At 66.5% G+C, this 14739-nt stretch carries 12 protein-coding genes; 7 read left to right on the forward strand and 5 right to left on the reverse strand.

The window, feature by feature from the left end:
- The first annotated feature begins 34 nt into the window (after window positions 1-34).
- Genes rfbA through AC4FS1_RS07575 form a run of 7 tightly spaced genes read left to right on the forward strand, consistent with a single transcriptional unit; the run spans window position 35 to window position 8255 of the window.
- The gene (gene rfbA, locus AC4FS1_RS07545; RefSeq protein WP_491153843.1) at window positions 35-904 is read left to right on the forward strand and encodes a glucose-1-phosphate thymidylyltransferase RfbA; all 870 of its coding nucleotides are present in this window, start codon (window positions 35-37) and stop codon (window positions 902-904) included.
- The gene (gene rfbB, locus AC4FS1_RS07550; RefSeq protein ID WP_491153845.1) at window positions 904-1902 is read left to right on the forward strand and encodes a dTDP-glucose 4,6-dehydratase; all 999 of its coding nucleotides are present in this window, start codon (window positions 904-906) and stop codon (window positions 1900-1902) included. The genes rfbA and rfbB overlap by 1 nt, the downstream gene beginning before the upstream one ends.
- A complete protein-coding gene (locus AC4FS1_RS07555; RefSeq protein WP_491153847.1) occupies window positions 1902-3314 on the forward strand; it encodes a sugar nucleotide-binding protein in 1413 nt (470 codons plus the stop codon). The genes rfbB and AC4FS1_RS07555 overlap by 1 nt, the downstream gene beginning before the upstream one ends.
- Window positions 3298-4827 (forward strand): DUF2142 domain-containing protein, encoded by a 1530-nt coding sequence (locus AC4FS1_RS07560; RefSeq protein WP_491153849.1) that lies wholly within the window; start codon window positions 3298-3300, stop codon window positions 4825-4827. The genes AC4FS1_RS07555 and AC4FS1_RS07560 overlap by 17 nt, the downstream gene beginning before the upstream one ends.
- Entirely contained in the window at window positions 4827-5603 is a 777-nt protein-coding gene (locus tag AC4FS1_RS07565) for an NAD-dependent epimerase/dehydratase family protein (protein WP_491153851.1), read from the forward strand. The genes AC4FS1_RS07560 and AC4FS1_RS07565 overlap by 1 nt, the downstream gene beginning before the upstream one ends.
- Window positions 5604-5625: 22 nt before the next feature.
- The gene (locus AC4FS1_RS07570; protein ID WP_491153853.1) at window positions 5626-6330 is read left to right on the forward strand and encodes an IspD/TarI family cytidylyltransferase; all 705 of its coding nucleotides are present in this window, start codon (window positions 5626-5628) and stop codon (window positions 6328-6330) included.
- Window positions 6327-8255 carry a glycosyltransferase family 2 protein gene (locus AC4FS1_RS07575; RefSeq protein WP_491153854.1) on the forward strand — a complete coding sequence of 643 codons (1929 nt, stop codon included), beginning with the start codon at window positions 6327-6329 and terminating at the stop codon, window positions 8253-8255. The genes AC4FS1_RS07570 and AC4FS1_RS07575 overlap by 4 nt, the downstream gene beginning before the upstream one ends.
- A 23-nt stretch (window positions 8256-8278) precedes the next feature.
- Here the strand turns inward: AC4FS1_RS07575 and AC4FS1_RS07580 are convergent, their stop codons facing one another.
- From AC4FS1_RS07580 to AC4FS1_RS07600, 5 genes are all read right to left on the reverse strand, one after another.
- Window positions 8279-8521, reverse strand: a complete 243-nt coding sequence (locus tag AC4FS1_RS07580; protein WP_491153855.1) for a DUF6752 domain-containing protein — start codon at window positions 8519-8521, stop codon at window positions 8279-8281.
- On the reverse strand, window positions 8521-10071 hold the full coding sequence (locus tag AC4FS1_RS07585; protein WP_491153857.1) for a LicD family protein: 1551 nt from the start codon (window positions 10069-10071) through the stop codon (window positions 8521-8523). The genes AC4FS1_RS07580 and AC4FS1_RS07585 overlap by 1 nt, the downstream gene beginning before the upstream one ends.
- Window positions 10068-10820 (reverse strand): ABC transporter ATP-binding protein, encoded by a 753-nt coding sequence (locus AC4FS1_RS07590; RefSeq protein WP_491153859.1) that lies wholly within the window; start codon window positions 10818-10820, stop codon window positions 10068-10070. Before AC4FS1_RS07590 ends, AC4FS1_RS07585 begins: the two co-directional genes overlap by 4 nt.
- A complete protein-coding gene (locus AC4FS1_RS07595) occupies window positions 10820-11683 on the reverse strand; it encodes an ABC transporter permease (RefSeq protein ID WP_491153861.1) in 864 nt (287 codons plus the stop codon). The genes AC4FS1_RS07590 and AC4FS1_RS07595 overlap by 1 nt, the downstream gene beginning before the upstream one ends.
- Window positions 11684-11789: 106 nt before the next feature.
- A complete protein-coding gene (locus tag AC4FS1_RS07600) occupies window positions 11790-14633 on the reverse strand; it encodes a hypothetical protein (protein WP_491153863.1) in 2844 nt (947 codons plus the stop codon).
- Window positions 14634-14739: the final 106 nt, after the last annotated feature.

Raw genomic sequence — 14739 nt, forward strand, 5'->3', positions numbered from 1 at the left:
GCGATCTCGGAGGCGGATGTGGAACGATTGACGCGTGAAAGGCATCATTCTGGCGGGCGGCTCCGGCACGCGCCTGCACCCCATCACGCTCGGGGTCTCCAAGCAGCTCATCCCCGTGTACGACAAGCCGATGGTGTATTACCCGCTGTCCACTCTGATGCTCGCCGGGATCCAGGACATCCTCGTGATCACGACGCCGCACGATGCGCCGTTCTTCGAGCGCCTGCTCGGTGACGGCTCCCAATTCGGCGTGTCGCTGACATTCGCGCAGCAGCAGTCGCCCGACGGTCTGGCACAGGCCTTCACCATCGGCGCGGACTTCATCGCGGACGACAATGTCGCACTCGTGTTGGGCGACAACCTTCTCTACGGGCCAGGGCTGGGCACACAGCTCAAGCGCTACTCCGACATCGAGGGCGGGGCGATCTTCGCATACTGGGTCGCCGAGCCGAGGGCCTACGGTGTCGTCGAATTCGACGCGCGGGGGCGCGCCGTCTCCCTCGAGGAGAAACCGGCCGAGCCCAAGAGCAATTACGCCGTCCCTGGCCTGTATTTCTACGACAACGAGGTCGTCGAGATCGCGCGCTCGCTCGCGCCCAGCCCCAGAGGCGAATACGAGATCACCGACGTCAACAGCGCCTACCTCGAACGGGGGCGGCTCCAGGTCGAGGTGCTCCCCCGGGGAACGGCTTGGCTGGACACGGGCACCTTCGACCAGATGACGGACGCCGCGGAGTACGTGCGAACGGTGCAGCGCCGGACCGGGCTGTCCATCGGCGTGCCCGAAGAGGTCGCCTGGCGACAGGGATTCCTAGGGGACGACGCGCTGCGCGAGCGGGCCGAGAAGCTCGTGAAGTCGGGCTACGGGACGTATCTCCTCGAGGTTCTGGAGAGAGGACACTGATGGCCCGGCTGCTCGTGACGGGGGGCGCCGGATTCATCGGCTCCAACTTCGTCCACCACGTCATCGACAACACCGACCATCACATCACCGTGCTGGACAAGCTCACGTATGCGGGGAACATGCGCTCGCTGGCGGGCCTCCCGGAGGATCGGGTGACCTTCGTCCAGGGGGACATCGCAGACGCCGTCCTCGTCGACGAGCTCTTCGCGGCAACGGACGCCGTCGTCCACTATGCCGCCGAGTCGCACAACGACAACTCCCTCCACGACCCTCGACCGTTCCTCGACACGAACATCGTCGGCACCTACACGCTCCTGGAGGCCGCGCGCCGGCACGAGCGACGGTTCCACCACATCTCCACGGACGAGGTGTACGGCGATCTCGAGTTGGACGATCCCGCCCGCTTCACCGAGTCGACACCGTACAACCCCTCGAGCCCGTACTCGTCAACGAAGGCCGGGTCGGATCTTCTCGTCCGCGCGTGGGTGCGCTCGTTCGGCGTACAGGCGACGATTTCCAACTGCTCCAACAACTACGGGCCCTTCCAGCACGTGGAGAAGTTCATCCCGCGCCAGATCACCAATGTGCTGCGAGGCATCCGCCCGAAGCTCTACGGCAAGGGCGAGAATGTGCGCGACTGGATCCACGCCGACGACCATTCCTCGGCGGTGCTCACCATCCTCGAGAAGGGCGTCATCGGAGAGACATACCTCATCGGCGCGGACGGCGAGAAGAGCAACCGCGAGGTCGTGGAACTGGTGCTGGGCATCATGGGGCAGCCCGCCGACGCGTACGAGCACGTCACGGACCGGGCCGGCCACGACCTGCGCTACGCGATCGACTGGACGAAGCTGCGCACCGAGCTGGGCTGGCAACCGAGATACCGGGACTTCGAGGCTGGCCTGGCCGCCACGATCGACTGGTATCGCGCGAACGAAGCGTGGTGGGCTCCCGCGAAGGATACGACGGAGGCCTTCTACGCCTCGAAGGGGCAGTAGTGACCGATTTCGGCAAGAGTCTCGTCGGCCGTGAGACCCCGATTCCTGGCCTGACCGTGTGGGAGCTGCCCGTGCACGGGGACAGCCGAGGCTGGTTCAAGGAGAACTGGCAGCGTGAAAAGATGGTCGCGGCCGGACTCCCTGATTTCGGCCCCGTGCAGAACAACATCTCCTTCAACGACGCCGTGGGCACCACGCGGGGCATCCATGCCGAACCGTGGGACAAGTTCGTATCTGTCGCGACGGGCAGGATCTTCGGTGCGTGGGTGGATCTGCGCGAGGGCGCGACCTTCGGCACGGTGTTCACGACGGAGATCGACCCGTCGCGTGCGATCTTTGTGCCGCGCGGGGTCGGCAACGCGTACCAGACGCTCGCGCCGGACACGGCGTACGTCTACCTGGTCAACGACCACTGGTCCGAGGGGACCGAGTACACGTTCCTCAACCTCGCTGATGAGACTGCGGCGATCGAATGGCCGATACCCCTGGACCAGGTGGAGATCTCGGCGAAGGACCTCGGCCATCCGCGCCTGTCCGGCGTCGAGCCGATGGCGCCTCGTCGAGTCCTGGTGACCGGCGCCGACGGGCAGCTTGGTCGCGCATTGCGTGCCGAGTTCGGGGAATCCCCGCACGTCGAGTACGCCACGCGGAGCCAGCTCGACCTGTCGTCGCCCGATCTCCTCGGCGCGCGCCGCTGGCGCGACTTCGGCACCATCATCAACGCCGCCGCCTTCACGGCGGTGGACCTGGCCGAAACGCCAGAGGGACGCCGGGACGCGTGGGCAGCGAACGTCTCCGGTACGGCGGCGCTTGCACGCGTAGCCACGGAGAACGGCATCACCCTCGTGCACGTCTCCAGCGATTACGTCTTTGACGGATCGCTGGACCGCCCGTACCGCGAAGACGATCCGTTCTGTCCGCTCGGGGTGTACGGGCAGACCAAGGCGGCCGGAGATGCTGCGGTCGCCACCGTCCCACGTCACTACATCGTGCGGACCTCCTGGGTTATCGGTGACGGGAAGAACTTCCTCCGCACGATGGCGTCTCTCGCCGAGCGCGGGATCCGTCCGTCGGTCGTCGACGATCAGGTCGGACGTCTCACGTCCACGCGTGAGATTGCCCGGGGCATTCGTCATCTGCTGGACACCAGCGCCGAGTTCGGCACGTACAACCTCACGGGCGGCGGCGAACCCACTACGTGGGCCGACATCGCGAAGAGAGTGTTCGAGATCCGGGGGCGCAGTGCCGACGAAGTTACACCGGTGACGACGGAACAGTACTTCTCGACGGCGGCTGGACCAACCGCACCGCGACCTCGCAACAGCGTCCTGGACATGGCGAAGCTCGAGTTGACGGGGTTCGTCGCAGCCGAGCCGATGGAGGAGCTGATTCGCTATGTACGCGAGTCCTGATCGGCTCCGCGCGGGGGGTCTGCTCCAGACGTTGTGGATCCCCTTCGTCCTCCTGCTTCTGGCCTGCACGGCCTGGACGTTCGCCACTCCCCTGGCTGGCGCTCCGGATGAGCCCGCCCACATCATCCGCGCCGCAGGTGTGGCCCATGGGCAGTGGTACCCCGACGGCACCGACGAGGTTGGCCGCGGGTACTTCGAGGTACCCGCCTCGCTCGCGGACTCACGGTCGTGGGAGGACTGCATCGCGCACAAGCCGCTGCAGGACGCGTCGTGCCAGGTGATTTCGGGGGCTGCAGCGGGCGAGGTGCGCATATCGACGACCGCCAGCTTCTACAACCCCCTCTACTACGCGATGGTGGGATGGCCTTCTCTCCTGACCGATGACCCGCACGCCATGGTGTACTCCATGCGGCTGCTCACCGCACTCGTCACGGCCCTCCTCGCCGCCACCGCCTTCCACTTCCTGGCGACGATCATGGGCGCTCGCCGGTCCGGCGTCGTCATGGCCGCGACCATCACACCGATGATCCTGTTCCTCGCCGGATCCGTGAACCCCAATGCGTGGGAGATCACCGGGGGGATGGCGATCCTCTCGGCCGTCGTTTCGCTGGGATACCGGCGTGAACAGGCCTCCCCCGTCCCGGCGCTCCTGGTCGTGGGAATCATCGGCGTCCTGGTCTGCAACCTGCGGGGCATCTCGCCCCTGTGGGTGGCTGTGCTCGGGGTTCTCGGTCTCATCGCCCTGCCCTGGCCTGCCCTCAGGGACGTCCTCCGCACACCGGCGGCTTGGATCACCGCCGCCCTCCTCGCGCTCGGAGTGATCCTGGCCGTGGCATGGGGCGTCAGCGCCGGCGCATTCGTCCTGGAGGGCGACTTCGCCGACAAGAACTGGACGGCGGGACAGGTGCTGGAGAACATGGTGCGGCGCACGCTGTTCGAGGTGGGGTACGTCGGACTGTTCGGCTGGACCGATACGGCGGCTCCGCTGATCGCCGTCGTATGCATCGGCGGCCTCGGCATCCTCATGGTCGCGGCAGCGCTGTGGCTCGGAAATCGGCGGATGCTGACCGCCACGGTTCTTGCCGGCGGCGCGTGGCTTCTCCTACCTGCGCTGGTCCAGCTGTCCTACGTCCGCAGCGCGGGCATGATCTGGCAGGCGCGATACACGATGGTCATATACGTGGGGCTCCTCATCCTGGCCGCGGTCGCGGCGCATCTCGGCTGGGGGGAGCGCGCCCTGCCGAGCGCCACCCGTCTCACGTGGGTTCTCGGGACCCTCGTCTGGGCCGCCCAGGTCTACACATTCGTAACCATGCAGACTCGCTATGCGCGGGGAGCCAACGGCACGATCTGGATGCTGTTCAAGGAACCGCTCTGGTCCCCGCCGCTGGGTGCGCCCTTCTGGCTCGCACTGCTGACTCTGTCCATCGGCGCCTTCGTCTTCCACCTCACCCGGCAGCGCCTACCGGAAAGCACCACCGCTCATCCAGACCGTGTAAAGGAAACGTCGTAATGGCCTCCGCTCTGATCGGCTACACCGGGTTCGTGGGATCGAATCTTCTGGCTGCGCACGACTTCGACGACCGCTACAACACCGCGAACATTGACCAGATCGCCGGACGCGAGTACGACCTCGTCGTCTCAGCGGGCAACCGCGCGGACTCGCACCGCATCAATGCGCACGGCGACGAGGACCGGCGCGAGATCGATGCTCTGGTGAACCTCCTCCTGCGGGCCCGCATACGCAAGCTCGTGCTCATCTCGACCGTATGCGTGTATCCGGCCGGCGGATCACCTGACGAGGACGCCCCCCGGAGCGAGAGCGGACTCACACCGTACGGGATGAATCGGCTCCATCAGGAGCGCCGGCTCTCCCAGGAGGTCGACACCACGATCGTCCGGCTCCCGCAGCTCTACGGCGGCGGTTTGAAGAAGGGCGTCGTCTACGATCTGCTGAACGACTACCGCGTGGGCTACATCCACCCGCAGACGCAGTACCAGCACTATGACGTGCGACGGTTATGGGAGGACATCCAGACCTCGCTGGCGGCGGGTCTGTCCTCTCTCAACGTCGCCACTCCGCCCCTGTCCAATGCCGAGCTCGCTCGCGAGGTCTTCGACCGCGACATCTCCGAGCAGATACCCGCCTCGCCGGAATCCCCCTTCGCGCAGATGTACACCCGGAACATGACCACCACGCACTCGGACCTCTTCCACGGGCCGCGAGGGTACCTCCTCTCGCGCGACGACGTCGTGGCGGGGCTTCGCGCGTTCGTGCGAGACGCATAGTCGTCAGCGAAAGGAGAGTCAGATGCACCAGGGACACCGAGTGTCGGCGATCGTGACCTGTGCCGGCCGAGCCGCACGTTTCGGATCCAACAAGCTGCTGGTCGAGCTCGGCGGTCTGACCATCCTGGAGAAGACGGTGCGTGCGATGCTGGTGCCCGCCGTCGACGAGCTGATCGTGACGATCAGCGCCGAAAACGAGGCGGAGTACCGTCGCATCCTCATCGAAGAGGCAGGCCTGCCGGTACGTCTGGTGATCGGCGGTGCGGAGCGCCATATCAGCGCCCAGCGAGGCCTGGAGGCGACGACCGGCGACATCGTGCTCGTCCACGACGGTGTGCGACCGTTCGTCACCGAGGAGCTCGTCATGCGCGTGCTCGACGCCGCCATCGAACACGGAGCGGCCATGATCGGCACGCCGAGCACGGTGCAGGTCAAGCTCGTCACGGACGAAGGCTTCATCGAGGGATCCCTGGATCGCGCTCATTCGTGGCTTGGCCAGACGCCGCAAGGCTTCCATCGCCCCCTCCTCGAGCGTGCGTACGCGGCCGCCGCCGCCGCTGGTTATGCGCGCGTCAGCGACGACGCCGACCTGGTGCAGGAGTACACCGGCACTCCCGCTCGGATCCTGCCCGGCCACGTCAACAACATCAAGATCACCACACCCCAGGACCTCGGCACCGCACGTCTGATCGAGGAGCACCTCATCGAGGAGGCCGAGCGCCCGTGACGACGGATGAGCTCAAAGTCAGCGTGATCGTCGCCACCTACCGGTCCGGTGCCGGGCTGGACCGACTCGTGGCATCACTCGACGCTCAGACGCTTCCCACCGCGGAGTGGGAGGTCATCTTCGTCGACGACGGCTCCCCCGATGACACGCACGACCGACTCCTCGCCGTCCAGGCCTCGCGGCCGCACGTGCGCGTCGAGCGCATAGAGAACTCCGGGTGGCCCTGCCGCCCGAGGAACATCGGCACGGATCTGGCCCAGGGCGAGTACGTCGCCTACATGGACCACGACGACGAGCTCTACCCCGACGCACTGCGAGCCGGCTACGAGTTCGCCAAGGCGCACGGCGCGGATGTGCTCAACGGCAAGGAGGCCCGCACGCATGACAGCGGGTGGGCGATCGACCAGTACCGGGCTGACAGCGGCCAGGTCATCGGCCGGATGGATTTCCATCCCCTCATCCCCACCAACCCGCACAAGCTGTATCGGCGGGCGCTCCTGAACGAGCACGGCATCCGCTTCCGTGAAGGCGGTCGGGTGCTGTGGGAGGATATCTTCTTCAACGTCCTCGTCGCACGGCATGCCTCAGTGATCTCCACGATGGCCAGCACCCCGTACTACCACTGGTTCACCACGCCTGGCAGCGGCTCGAGCACCTTCGTGCGTTCGAGCCCGGAGTGGTGGCACTGGCTGGACGAGGTCGTCACGGCGATCGAGCGGGACCTCGAAGGCGTTCGGTTCGACACGCAGCGGCGCCTGCTCCGCGTGCACCAGTATCGGTCCCGCCTCATGGACGCGTTCAACAACCTGTACGCCACGCGCCCGGCGGCCGAGCGCAAGCTCATCTTCGACAAGGCACACGCCCTCCAGCAGCGGCACTTCCCCGAGTCTGACGATCAGTACCTCAACCACACGGCGCGCATGAGGGCGAAACTGCTGCGCAAGGGATACCGGCACCTGCTGGAGCGCCTCACCGTCGATGACCCGAACATACCCGGGACGGCGGAGATCACCGCCGTCCGCTGGAAAGAGGGCGTCCTGCAGCTGGCGACCGCCGCCACATGGGCGGACGCGCACGGACGTCGCCATCGCCTCATCCAGAGGAACGGCCGCATCCTCAAGGATCTGCCCGACGCGTATCGCGACGAGCTCGCGTCCGAGTTGCTCGACGTGACGGATGACGTGCGAGGTGCCTCCGTGGAGATCGGTGTACGTTCACACACGTCGCGGGTCACGTGGATGGCGCCCTCCGAGTCCCAGGTCCACACGGCCGACCGCGACGGACGCGTCGCATGGCATCTGACCGGGACCGCGGTCGTGGATCCGGCCACGGGAGCCCTTGGCCGTCCCCTCGAACGCGGCGTATGGGCACTGAACGGGCGGTGCACCCTGGCCGGTACGACGCAGCACCGACTCATCCGTCAGCCCCCCATCCGCCCCGCCGTGCACATCGACGGGGACGGCGTTATCGCCGTGTACTCCCGCCCGGACGGAACCATCGTGATGGATTTCGACCAGTCCGAGACTCCTCTGGCGGCCGTCGTCCGCTTCACCGGCAGCGTCCAGCGGAAGGGATCGACGACCTCGCTGAGCGTCTCCGGGGCCCCCACAGCCCGAGACAGCGAGTTGCCCACGACCGTCGACGTAAACACCGAATCGGTCGCCCGGCGAGTCAGACGCGTTCCGCGGCGGCTCCTGGACCGGCTCCGCCGGCGCGACCCCGGACCGCGGGGATGGCGATCCGTTCCGGCGGTCCTGCGCATCGCGGGCGGCCAAGCGACGATCGACATCGAGCTGCCGACGTCCGATTCCTTCCTCGTCCGAATCGGCGACCGGACCGCGGAGGGACCGCGCGTGTTCCGGGCCGAACCAGGCCACGGCCGGGCGAAGGGTTATCGGGGGCGGCTCGGCGCCCTGCTGAGCTGAGGGCGCCGCCGCCTTGTCCGCTGTCAGCCCTTGAGGGGGTTGGCCTCGCGCAAACGGGCGAAAATGAGATCGTACATCTCGGTGACGCGACGATTGTCCCGACGAAGCTCGTTCAGCGCGGCTTCGAGCTCGGCGACGCGGCGCTCCAGTTCGGCGGTTGAATCCGCGGCCGCGACGGCTCCCCCCTCGGCGAGTTCGAGACGCTCCAGCTTGGCGTACGCCGTGGGTGCGACGCGCCGCGCCAGCTTGCGCAGGATTTCTCTCATCAGCTATCCCTCCGTGGTGCGACCGCCTCCGGCGCATGTGTGATCCTCGTCTGCGCGATGCCGCGCCGACGACCTTCATCGGTCTTGCGCGCCGCGCGGACGACCCGCACGTCCAGAGCATGCTCCTGCGTCTCCTCGACGATCCAGTCCGTCGGCAGGTGCCATGTCGATGGCTGCGCGTGCTCATAGGCCGGTGACATCGTGGTGTAGTCGATCAGCTCCGCGAATCCCCTGCCGCGCAGCACCAGCTCGAAGAACAGGTACAGTCCATGCCGGTTCGCCTTCGTCATCGACTGCGCCGTGTGGTGGGCAAAGATGCACCATTCATCACCGGTCTCGAGCATCCACGCCCCAAACTGGAAGAGCGCGGCGCGATCGTTGACGTTGAGGAAGCGGAAGTCCACGCTCCCCCGGGCGTCGTGTGCCCGCGCCAGCCTCAGCGCCTCGTGGCTGTAGTCCACCGCCGTGACGCGGTGGCCTCTGCGTGCCATCTCCGTCGACCAGCGCCCGTCGCCGCAGCCGAGATCGAGTATGCGGGCACCGGCGGGGATATCAGTCAGGAACCGGGACATCGCCGGCTGCGCGTCAGCGTAGCCGACGGAAGAATGCTGCTCCATATAGTGCTTGTCCCAGAAGACCCGTCCGCTGTTGAATACGCCGAACCAGCTCTCGAATCGGTGTCGGGTCCAGCTGGGGGTCTCGAACTTGAACGTGGGGTCCGGAACGCGCCATCCAGGACCGTAGGCGTATGCTAGCCACGCCTCGGCGTGGGCCGGCTCGGGAAGCGTGACGCCCTCGATGTCCCGCGGACGAACGGGGACCAGGTCGGCCTCTGCGACCTCGGGGCCGCGAAGGGCGAACGGCTGACAGTACAGACCGTCGCGGAAGAAGCCGGTGAAGATGTCCACGTAGTGGTCGGGTTCGCCGTGCTCGTTGAAGAACTCGATTTCCAGGTGCGCTAGGCCGTGCCGCACGACGGTGTAGCCGCGCCGGGCGAGGGCGCGCTCCATGTCGTAACTGGCCAGAGCGATATCGGCAGGATTGTCGGCACGGCAGAGGAAGGCCAGGTCGACGTCGTCGTCGTGGGGCAGCATCCCGCCGTCGCGCACGATCCCCAGCAGGGTCCCTCCGACGATGTAGACGTCGTGCCCATCCCCCTGAAGATCGTCCACGAGCGCGCGCGCGCTGTGCAGAAGGCGGCTCACGACGGCCTCGTCACGTCCCTCCAGCACGGGTCCGAGGCGGTCCCACTTCGTCATCGCGAGCCAGCGCCCCCGGGCGTCGACGATCTCCACGCGCGAGCGCGAGCGGCCGAAGTGGGCGTCTGAGGCGCCCAGCGTGCGGTTCGTGGCGCTGTCGTGCACCGTCACGTGCGCGAAACCGTCCAGCCGCGCGCGCAGCGCCGCCGGCCATTCGAGCACGATGACGCCGTCCTCGGAGTAGGGTATCTCGGCCGACCACACGCGGTGACCGTCCAACCGCACGTCCGCGACCGTGGCGTCCCGGATGACGTAGGGGTCGAGTTCGATCCGCTCACTGGTGACCTTCATTTGATGGCCAGCAGCTCCACCGCTTCGTCGATGGGACCGTCGAAGATCTTCTTGCCCTTGCGGATGACAATGCCACGCTCGCACAGGTCCTTCACCATCGCCATGTTGTGGCTGACGACGAGCATGGTGATGCCCCGGGCCGTGAGCTCCTTGATCTTGTCGGCGCATTTCGCACGGAAGGGCGCATCGCCCACCGACAGCACCTCGTCCACCAGCAGGATGTCGAGCTCCACATGGATGGCAACGGAAAAGGCCAGTCGCATGAACATCCCGGAGGAGTAGTGCTTGACCTCCTGGTCGATGAATTCCCCGATCTCCGAGAAGGCGACGATGTCGTCGAACCGCTCGTCGATCTGCTTCTTGGACATACCCAGGATCGCCCCGTTGAGATAGACGTTCTCCCGGCCACTCAGTTCGGGGTGGAAGCCCGCTCCGACCTCGATGAGACCGGCGACCCGCCCGCGCGTGAACACTCGCCCGGCGTCGGGCTCCAGTACTCCGGACACCAGCTTCAGCGTGGTCGATTTCCCGGAGCCGTTCAGCCCGAGCACCGCGACAGACTCGCCCTCACCCACCTGAAAGGAGAGGTCGTCAAGGGCTGTGAAGGTGTCGGCTCGCACCTTCTTGCCCTTGATCCACCCGACGAAAGCTTCCTTGAACGAGTGCGAGTTGCGCTTGAGGAACCACTTGGAGACGCCGTCGAGGATGATGCTGGGGGGCGTAGTGGTCTGGGCGACGATCTGAGACATCACAGGTCCTGGGCGAAAGAGCGCTCGAAGTGACGGAAGGTGTATTGGCCGACGACCAGCATGAAGATACACACAGCGGCTGCTACCAGTCCGGAGATCCACAGATCAGAGGGCAGCCCGTGGGTCGACTCAGCCGTGGGCGCCCAGAACCCGATGTGGAAGAGTTCCACAGCGATCGTCAGGGGGTTCGACATGTACACGAAGAACAGCCCAGGAAAGTCCTTGAGCGCCTCCGCGACGAGCAGCCATGTGTACAGGACGGGAGACGTCCACGTCGAGAACATCTTGATCAGGTCGACGAAGTTCTGAGCGTCGCGGTAGCGCACGTTCAGCCCGCTGAAGAACAGCCCGAGCCCGAGGGCGAAGGAAAGGACGATGACCACTCCGAGGAGCACCGCAGCCATCGCCGCAAAGGAGGGCACCCATCCGACCAGGACACATACCAGCAGGAGGATGATCAGCTGCGGGAGGAAATGAATGAGCGCTCCGATGATCGACGCGATCGGGAAGAGCTCGCGCGGGAGGTAGATCTTCTTCACGAGCGCGCGATTGTCCACAATCGAGTTCGTGGCGTTGCCGAAGGCCTCATTGAAGAGGTTGATGATCACGACGCCCGAGAAGAGATAGATCGCGAAGTTGTCGACGTCACGGTGGGCCTGGAGGATGATCCCCATGACGAAGTAGTAAATGACGAACTGCGCGGCGGGCTTCACATAGGACCACAGCCACCCCAGGACCGAGTTGCGGTAGCGGGTGGCGGTGCCCTTCTGCACGAGCAGTTTGAGCAGATACGACCAGCGGAACACGTCGAGGATGCCTCGCCCGCGACCTGGTACGTCGTACGCCGTGAGATCGATAGGCAAGCCGACTGACAAGGCGATGACTTCCTCGAGTGATCCGGGACCGTGGGTTCGGGTCCTGGAAGATCCTATCCGAACGGCCCAGGATGACCTGAGCACGGGCTGTGCATCAGACCTTGGCGATTCCGGCGACCGTGCGGGAATCCAGCGTGAGGATCCGCGGAGCCGTCCCCCCATTGAGCGTTGTGGCGGACTCACTGGCCGCGAGGGGGCGGAGGCCGCCACGCTCGGTGACATAGACCTGGGGCGAGCCCACCGCCTGCACGAAGACGCGCCCAGCGATGGGCTGACCCGTCAGCGCCAGAGTGGCGCATGTGGCGGCGTCCAACGGCGTGGTATGGATGCCGCCGAGACCGGAAGCGGTCACTGGCGACAGCACGCCCCCGGCAGCGACGAGATCGGTGGTGCCGCAGCGCACGAACACCCCGAGACTCTGCTCGGAGGCGGGGAGCATCGCGACGGCGGGGGGAGCCACGATCTTGTAGCGGGACTGCACCCCGAGATCTGCCGCCACGCCCCAATTGGGGATCCCGAGGCGGCGCCCCGCGTCCACGAGCGTCACCGCCGCCGAGTCGGAGGCCCGCACCAGGTCGCCCGCGGCGGGCAGCTGGGTCGGCTCGGGCAGCGATGAGAAGTATGCCGACGTCACCCACTTCGACTCGGGGGCTTTCCCGCTGTTGGCCCGCAGTACGCTGGCCCGGTCGGGCAGGCGTAGGAACCCGCCCGATGTGGCTACCGCCGTCCGTGACCCGTCCGTCACGAATGCAGGCCCCTCGATGACGGCGCCGGAGAGGCGAAGCGTCGCGCACGTAGGCTCGGACAGCTCGGTGACCGGGTTGCCCGCGGGATCGCCCGAGACGACCTTCGACAGGACGTCGCCTCCGCCCGCGTAGAGCGTGCCCTTACACCGCAGGAAGTGGGTCATGAGACCCACCACCTCCGCCTGTGCGAGATCGTCGGGTGCGATGATCCGGACGTTCGAGGAGAGACCCCATGCGCGCGCCAGGCCCCAGCTGGGCAGCCCGATCAGGCGGTCGCCGTCGACGAAGTAAACGCTCGCGTCGCCGTCTGCTCGCACGAACCGGCCCGTCTCCAGGTACAGAGCGCCGATCGTGTAGCGGGACAGCGTCGCGTCCGAGACGACGGCAACCGCGGGGCGGGTGCCGCCGTTCAGCTCGATCATCTTCGCGCCCGAGGGGATGGGGCGGTATGCCCCGGCGTCCGCTCGGTACACCGTCCCGGAGGAGGGGGTCTTGACGAACGGTACGGAGGTGAAGGCCGCCCGCGACAGGTCGAGCCGCTCGCACGTGGACGCGTCAAGTGTCACGGCGGAGAATCCGGCCGGCGCTCCCGACTTCAGCTCGTGTAGGCCGCGGGAGGCGGCGAAGTAGGTCTTGCCGCCACAGGACACGTACTGGGAGAGGATCTCCGCCGACGAGTAACCGCTCGTGTCCGCGGCAGAGACCCTGCTAGACACGCTCGACGGCAGACCGAACTCGGCGGCCATGCTCCACGCTGGCAGGCCGAGCAATCGCCCGTCTGCCGTCGGTAGCCATACCGTCGGATCACCCGCGCGGAGGATCCACCGGGCGGGAGTGAACAGTTGACGCGGTGCGACCTGGTACCCCGCCGCTACGCTCGCTCGCAGGATCGCCGCGAACGGAATGGTGCCGCCATTCGCAGCGGCGGCTGCAGGCGCGTCGAAGTACGGCTGGAGGATGCCGTTCACGATCTGGTGGATCTTCCCGCCCGCCGCCGTACGGGCGAAGGTCGTCACGATCGGACCTTTCCCGAAAGCGTCGTACTCTTTGGGCTCGAGCTGGACGAGGCCAGCCCCACAGGAGCCGCCCCAGGCGCCCACAAGGGCGCAGGAGGGGAAGGGGTGAGCCTGCCCGTCCTGGAGCATAGCGACTTCACCAGTGCGCACATTTCTCACGTAGAACGTGGCGATGCCCGCATCACGGTAGAGGGCGAGGTAGTTCGCGTCCACGGCCGCAGGGGCACCGAACACGCGCTTGTACTCCGGATACGCCTCCGCCGTGATGCCGTAGCGTCGATCCCCCGAGACGATGGACACTTCCGCGCCGGCTTTCACCAGGGCGGCGCCCCCGCTTTGCGTGGATCCAAACCAGTCGGTGAAGAAGTGATAGAAGTTGCGGTTGCCGTGGGCCGAGCAGTCGTCGCCCACGCCGTACCGCGCCCGGATCGCTGCGGCGTTCGGCTGGTAGGGGGTGTAGTAGTAGAGGTTCGCCGTCGCCTGGTTCTGCACATACACCGGGGATGACCCGCATGCGCGGTTGGGGTTGTACAGGATGTTCCAGGTCTTCCCCGGCGCGTACCACGTGAAGAACTGGCTCGTACCGGGAGGGTTCGCGTAGCGCTTCATCTGCCACGCGGCGCCGTGGACCTGATTGAAGAACCCGTGATACCGCTTGTCGCACTCGGCGGTGTCGGGACAGCCCTGACCCATCGCGATCGTGTAGCGCCATTCACTGGGCCAGACGTGCGTGACGAGGCTCTGCTCCTTCTCGAGCATCACGAGGATGACCTGGGGGTTGATCCCACACGCCTGCGCAACCTTGTAGATAATGCGGGACGCTCGCTCGCGCACGCCTCCGGAGTATGCGCCGCACATCGCGTCGGCGGCGGTGGACCGCGAGGTGTCGTACCAGTCCTTCAAGCACGTGTATCCCCCCTCACAACGCGGCACGCGCTGCTCGAGGAAAGACTGAATCTGCCCCTCGGTCATCGTCCCGCTGTTGAAGAACACCGGGTCGCTGACGATGTTGCCGGGCTGGAACTTCGACAGGTCGGCCGCCGCGGCCGGCGCGGCCGGGGCGAGGGGACTTGCCGTGGTCACGGCTGTGAGGCTCAAACCCATCACGAGCGCGACCACGGCGAGGACCGCGACCCTGCGGACTTGCGCCACGCGCATCATTGCACCCCACGTCATGTGAACAGTGTGACCTATGTTGCTGCTGAGTACCAGCGTCCAGGTACAGGGGGGCGTCTCCGGGACTCTGATCCGTGTACCCTCACCCGACTTCAGCAGCGCGCGG

Source organism: Microbacterium sp. Z12_35 (genome assembly GCF_058310475.1).

Bases quoted from the DNA above. Each gene is read 5' to 3' on its own strand.
- AC4FS1_RS07570 (WP_491153853.1), top strand. From the start codon at position 5,626: ATGCACCAGGGACACCGAGTGTCGGCGATCGTGACCTGTGCCGGCCGA.
- AC4FS1_RS07600 (WP_491153863.1), bottom strand. From the start codon at position 14,633: ATGACGTGGGGTGCAATGATGCGCGTGGCGCAAGTCCGCAGGGTCGCG.
- rfbB (WP_491153845.1), top strand. From the start codon at position 904: ATGGCCCGGCTGCTCGTGACGGGGGGCGCCGGATTCATCGGCTCCAAC.
- AC4FS1_RS07580 (WP_491153855.1), bottom strand. From the start codon at position 8,521: ATGAGAGAAATCCTGCGCAAGCTGGCGCGGCGCGTCGCACCCACGGCG.
- AC4FS1_RS07565 (WP_491153851.1), top strand. From the start codon at position 4,827: ATGGCCTCCGCTCTGATCGGCTACACCGGGTTCGTGGGATCGAATCTT.
- AC4FS1_RS07585 (WP_491153857.1), bottom strand. From the start codon at position 10,071: ATGAAGGTCACCAGTGAGCGGATCGAACTCGACCCCTACGTCATCCGG.
- AC4FS1_RS07560 (WP_491153849.1), top strand. From the start codon at position 3,298: ATGTACGCGAGTCCTGATCGGCTCCGCGCGGGGGGTCTGCTCCAGACG.
- AC4FS1_RS07590 (WP_491153859.1), bottom strand. From the start codon at position 10,820: ATGTCTCAGATCGTCGCCCAGACCACTACGCCCCCCAGCATCATCCTC.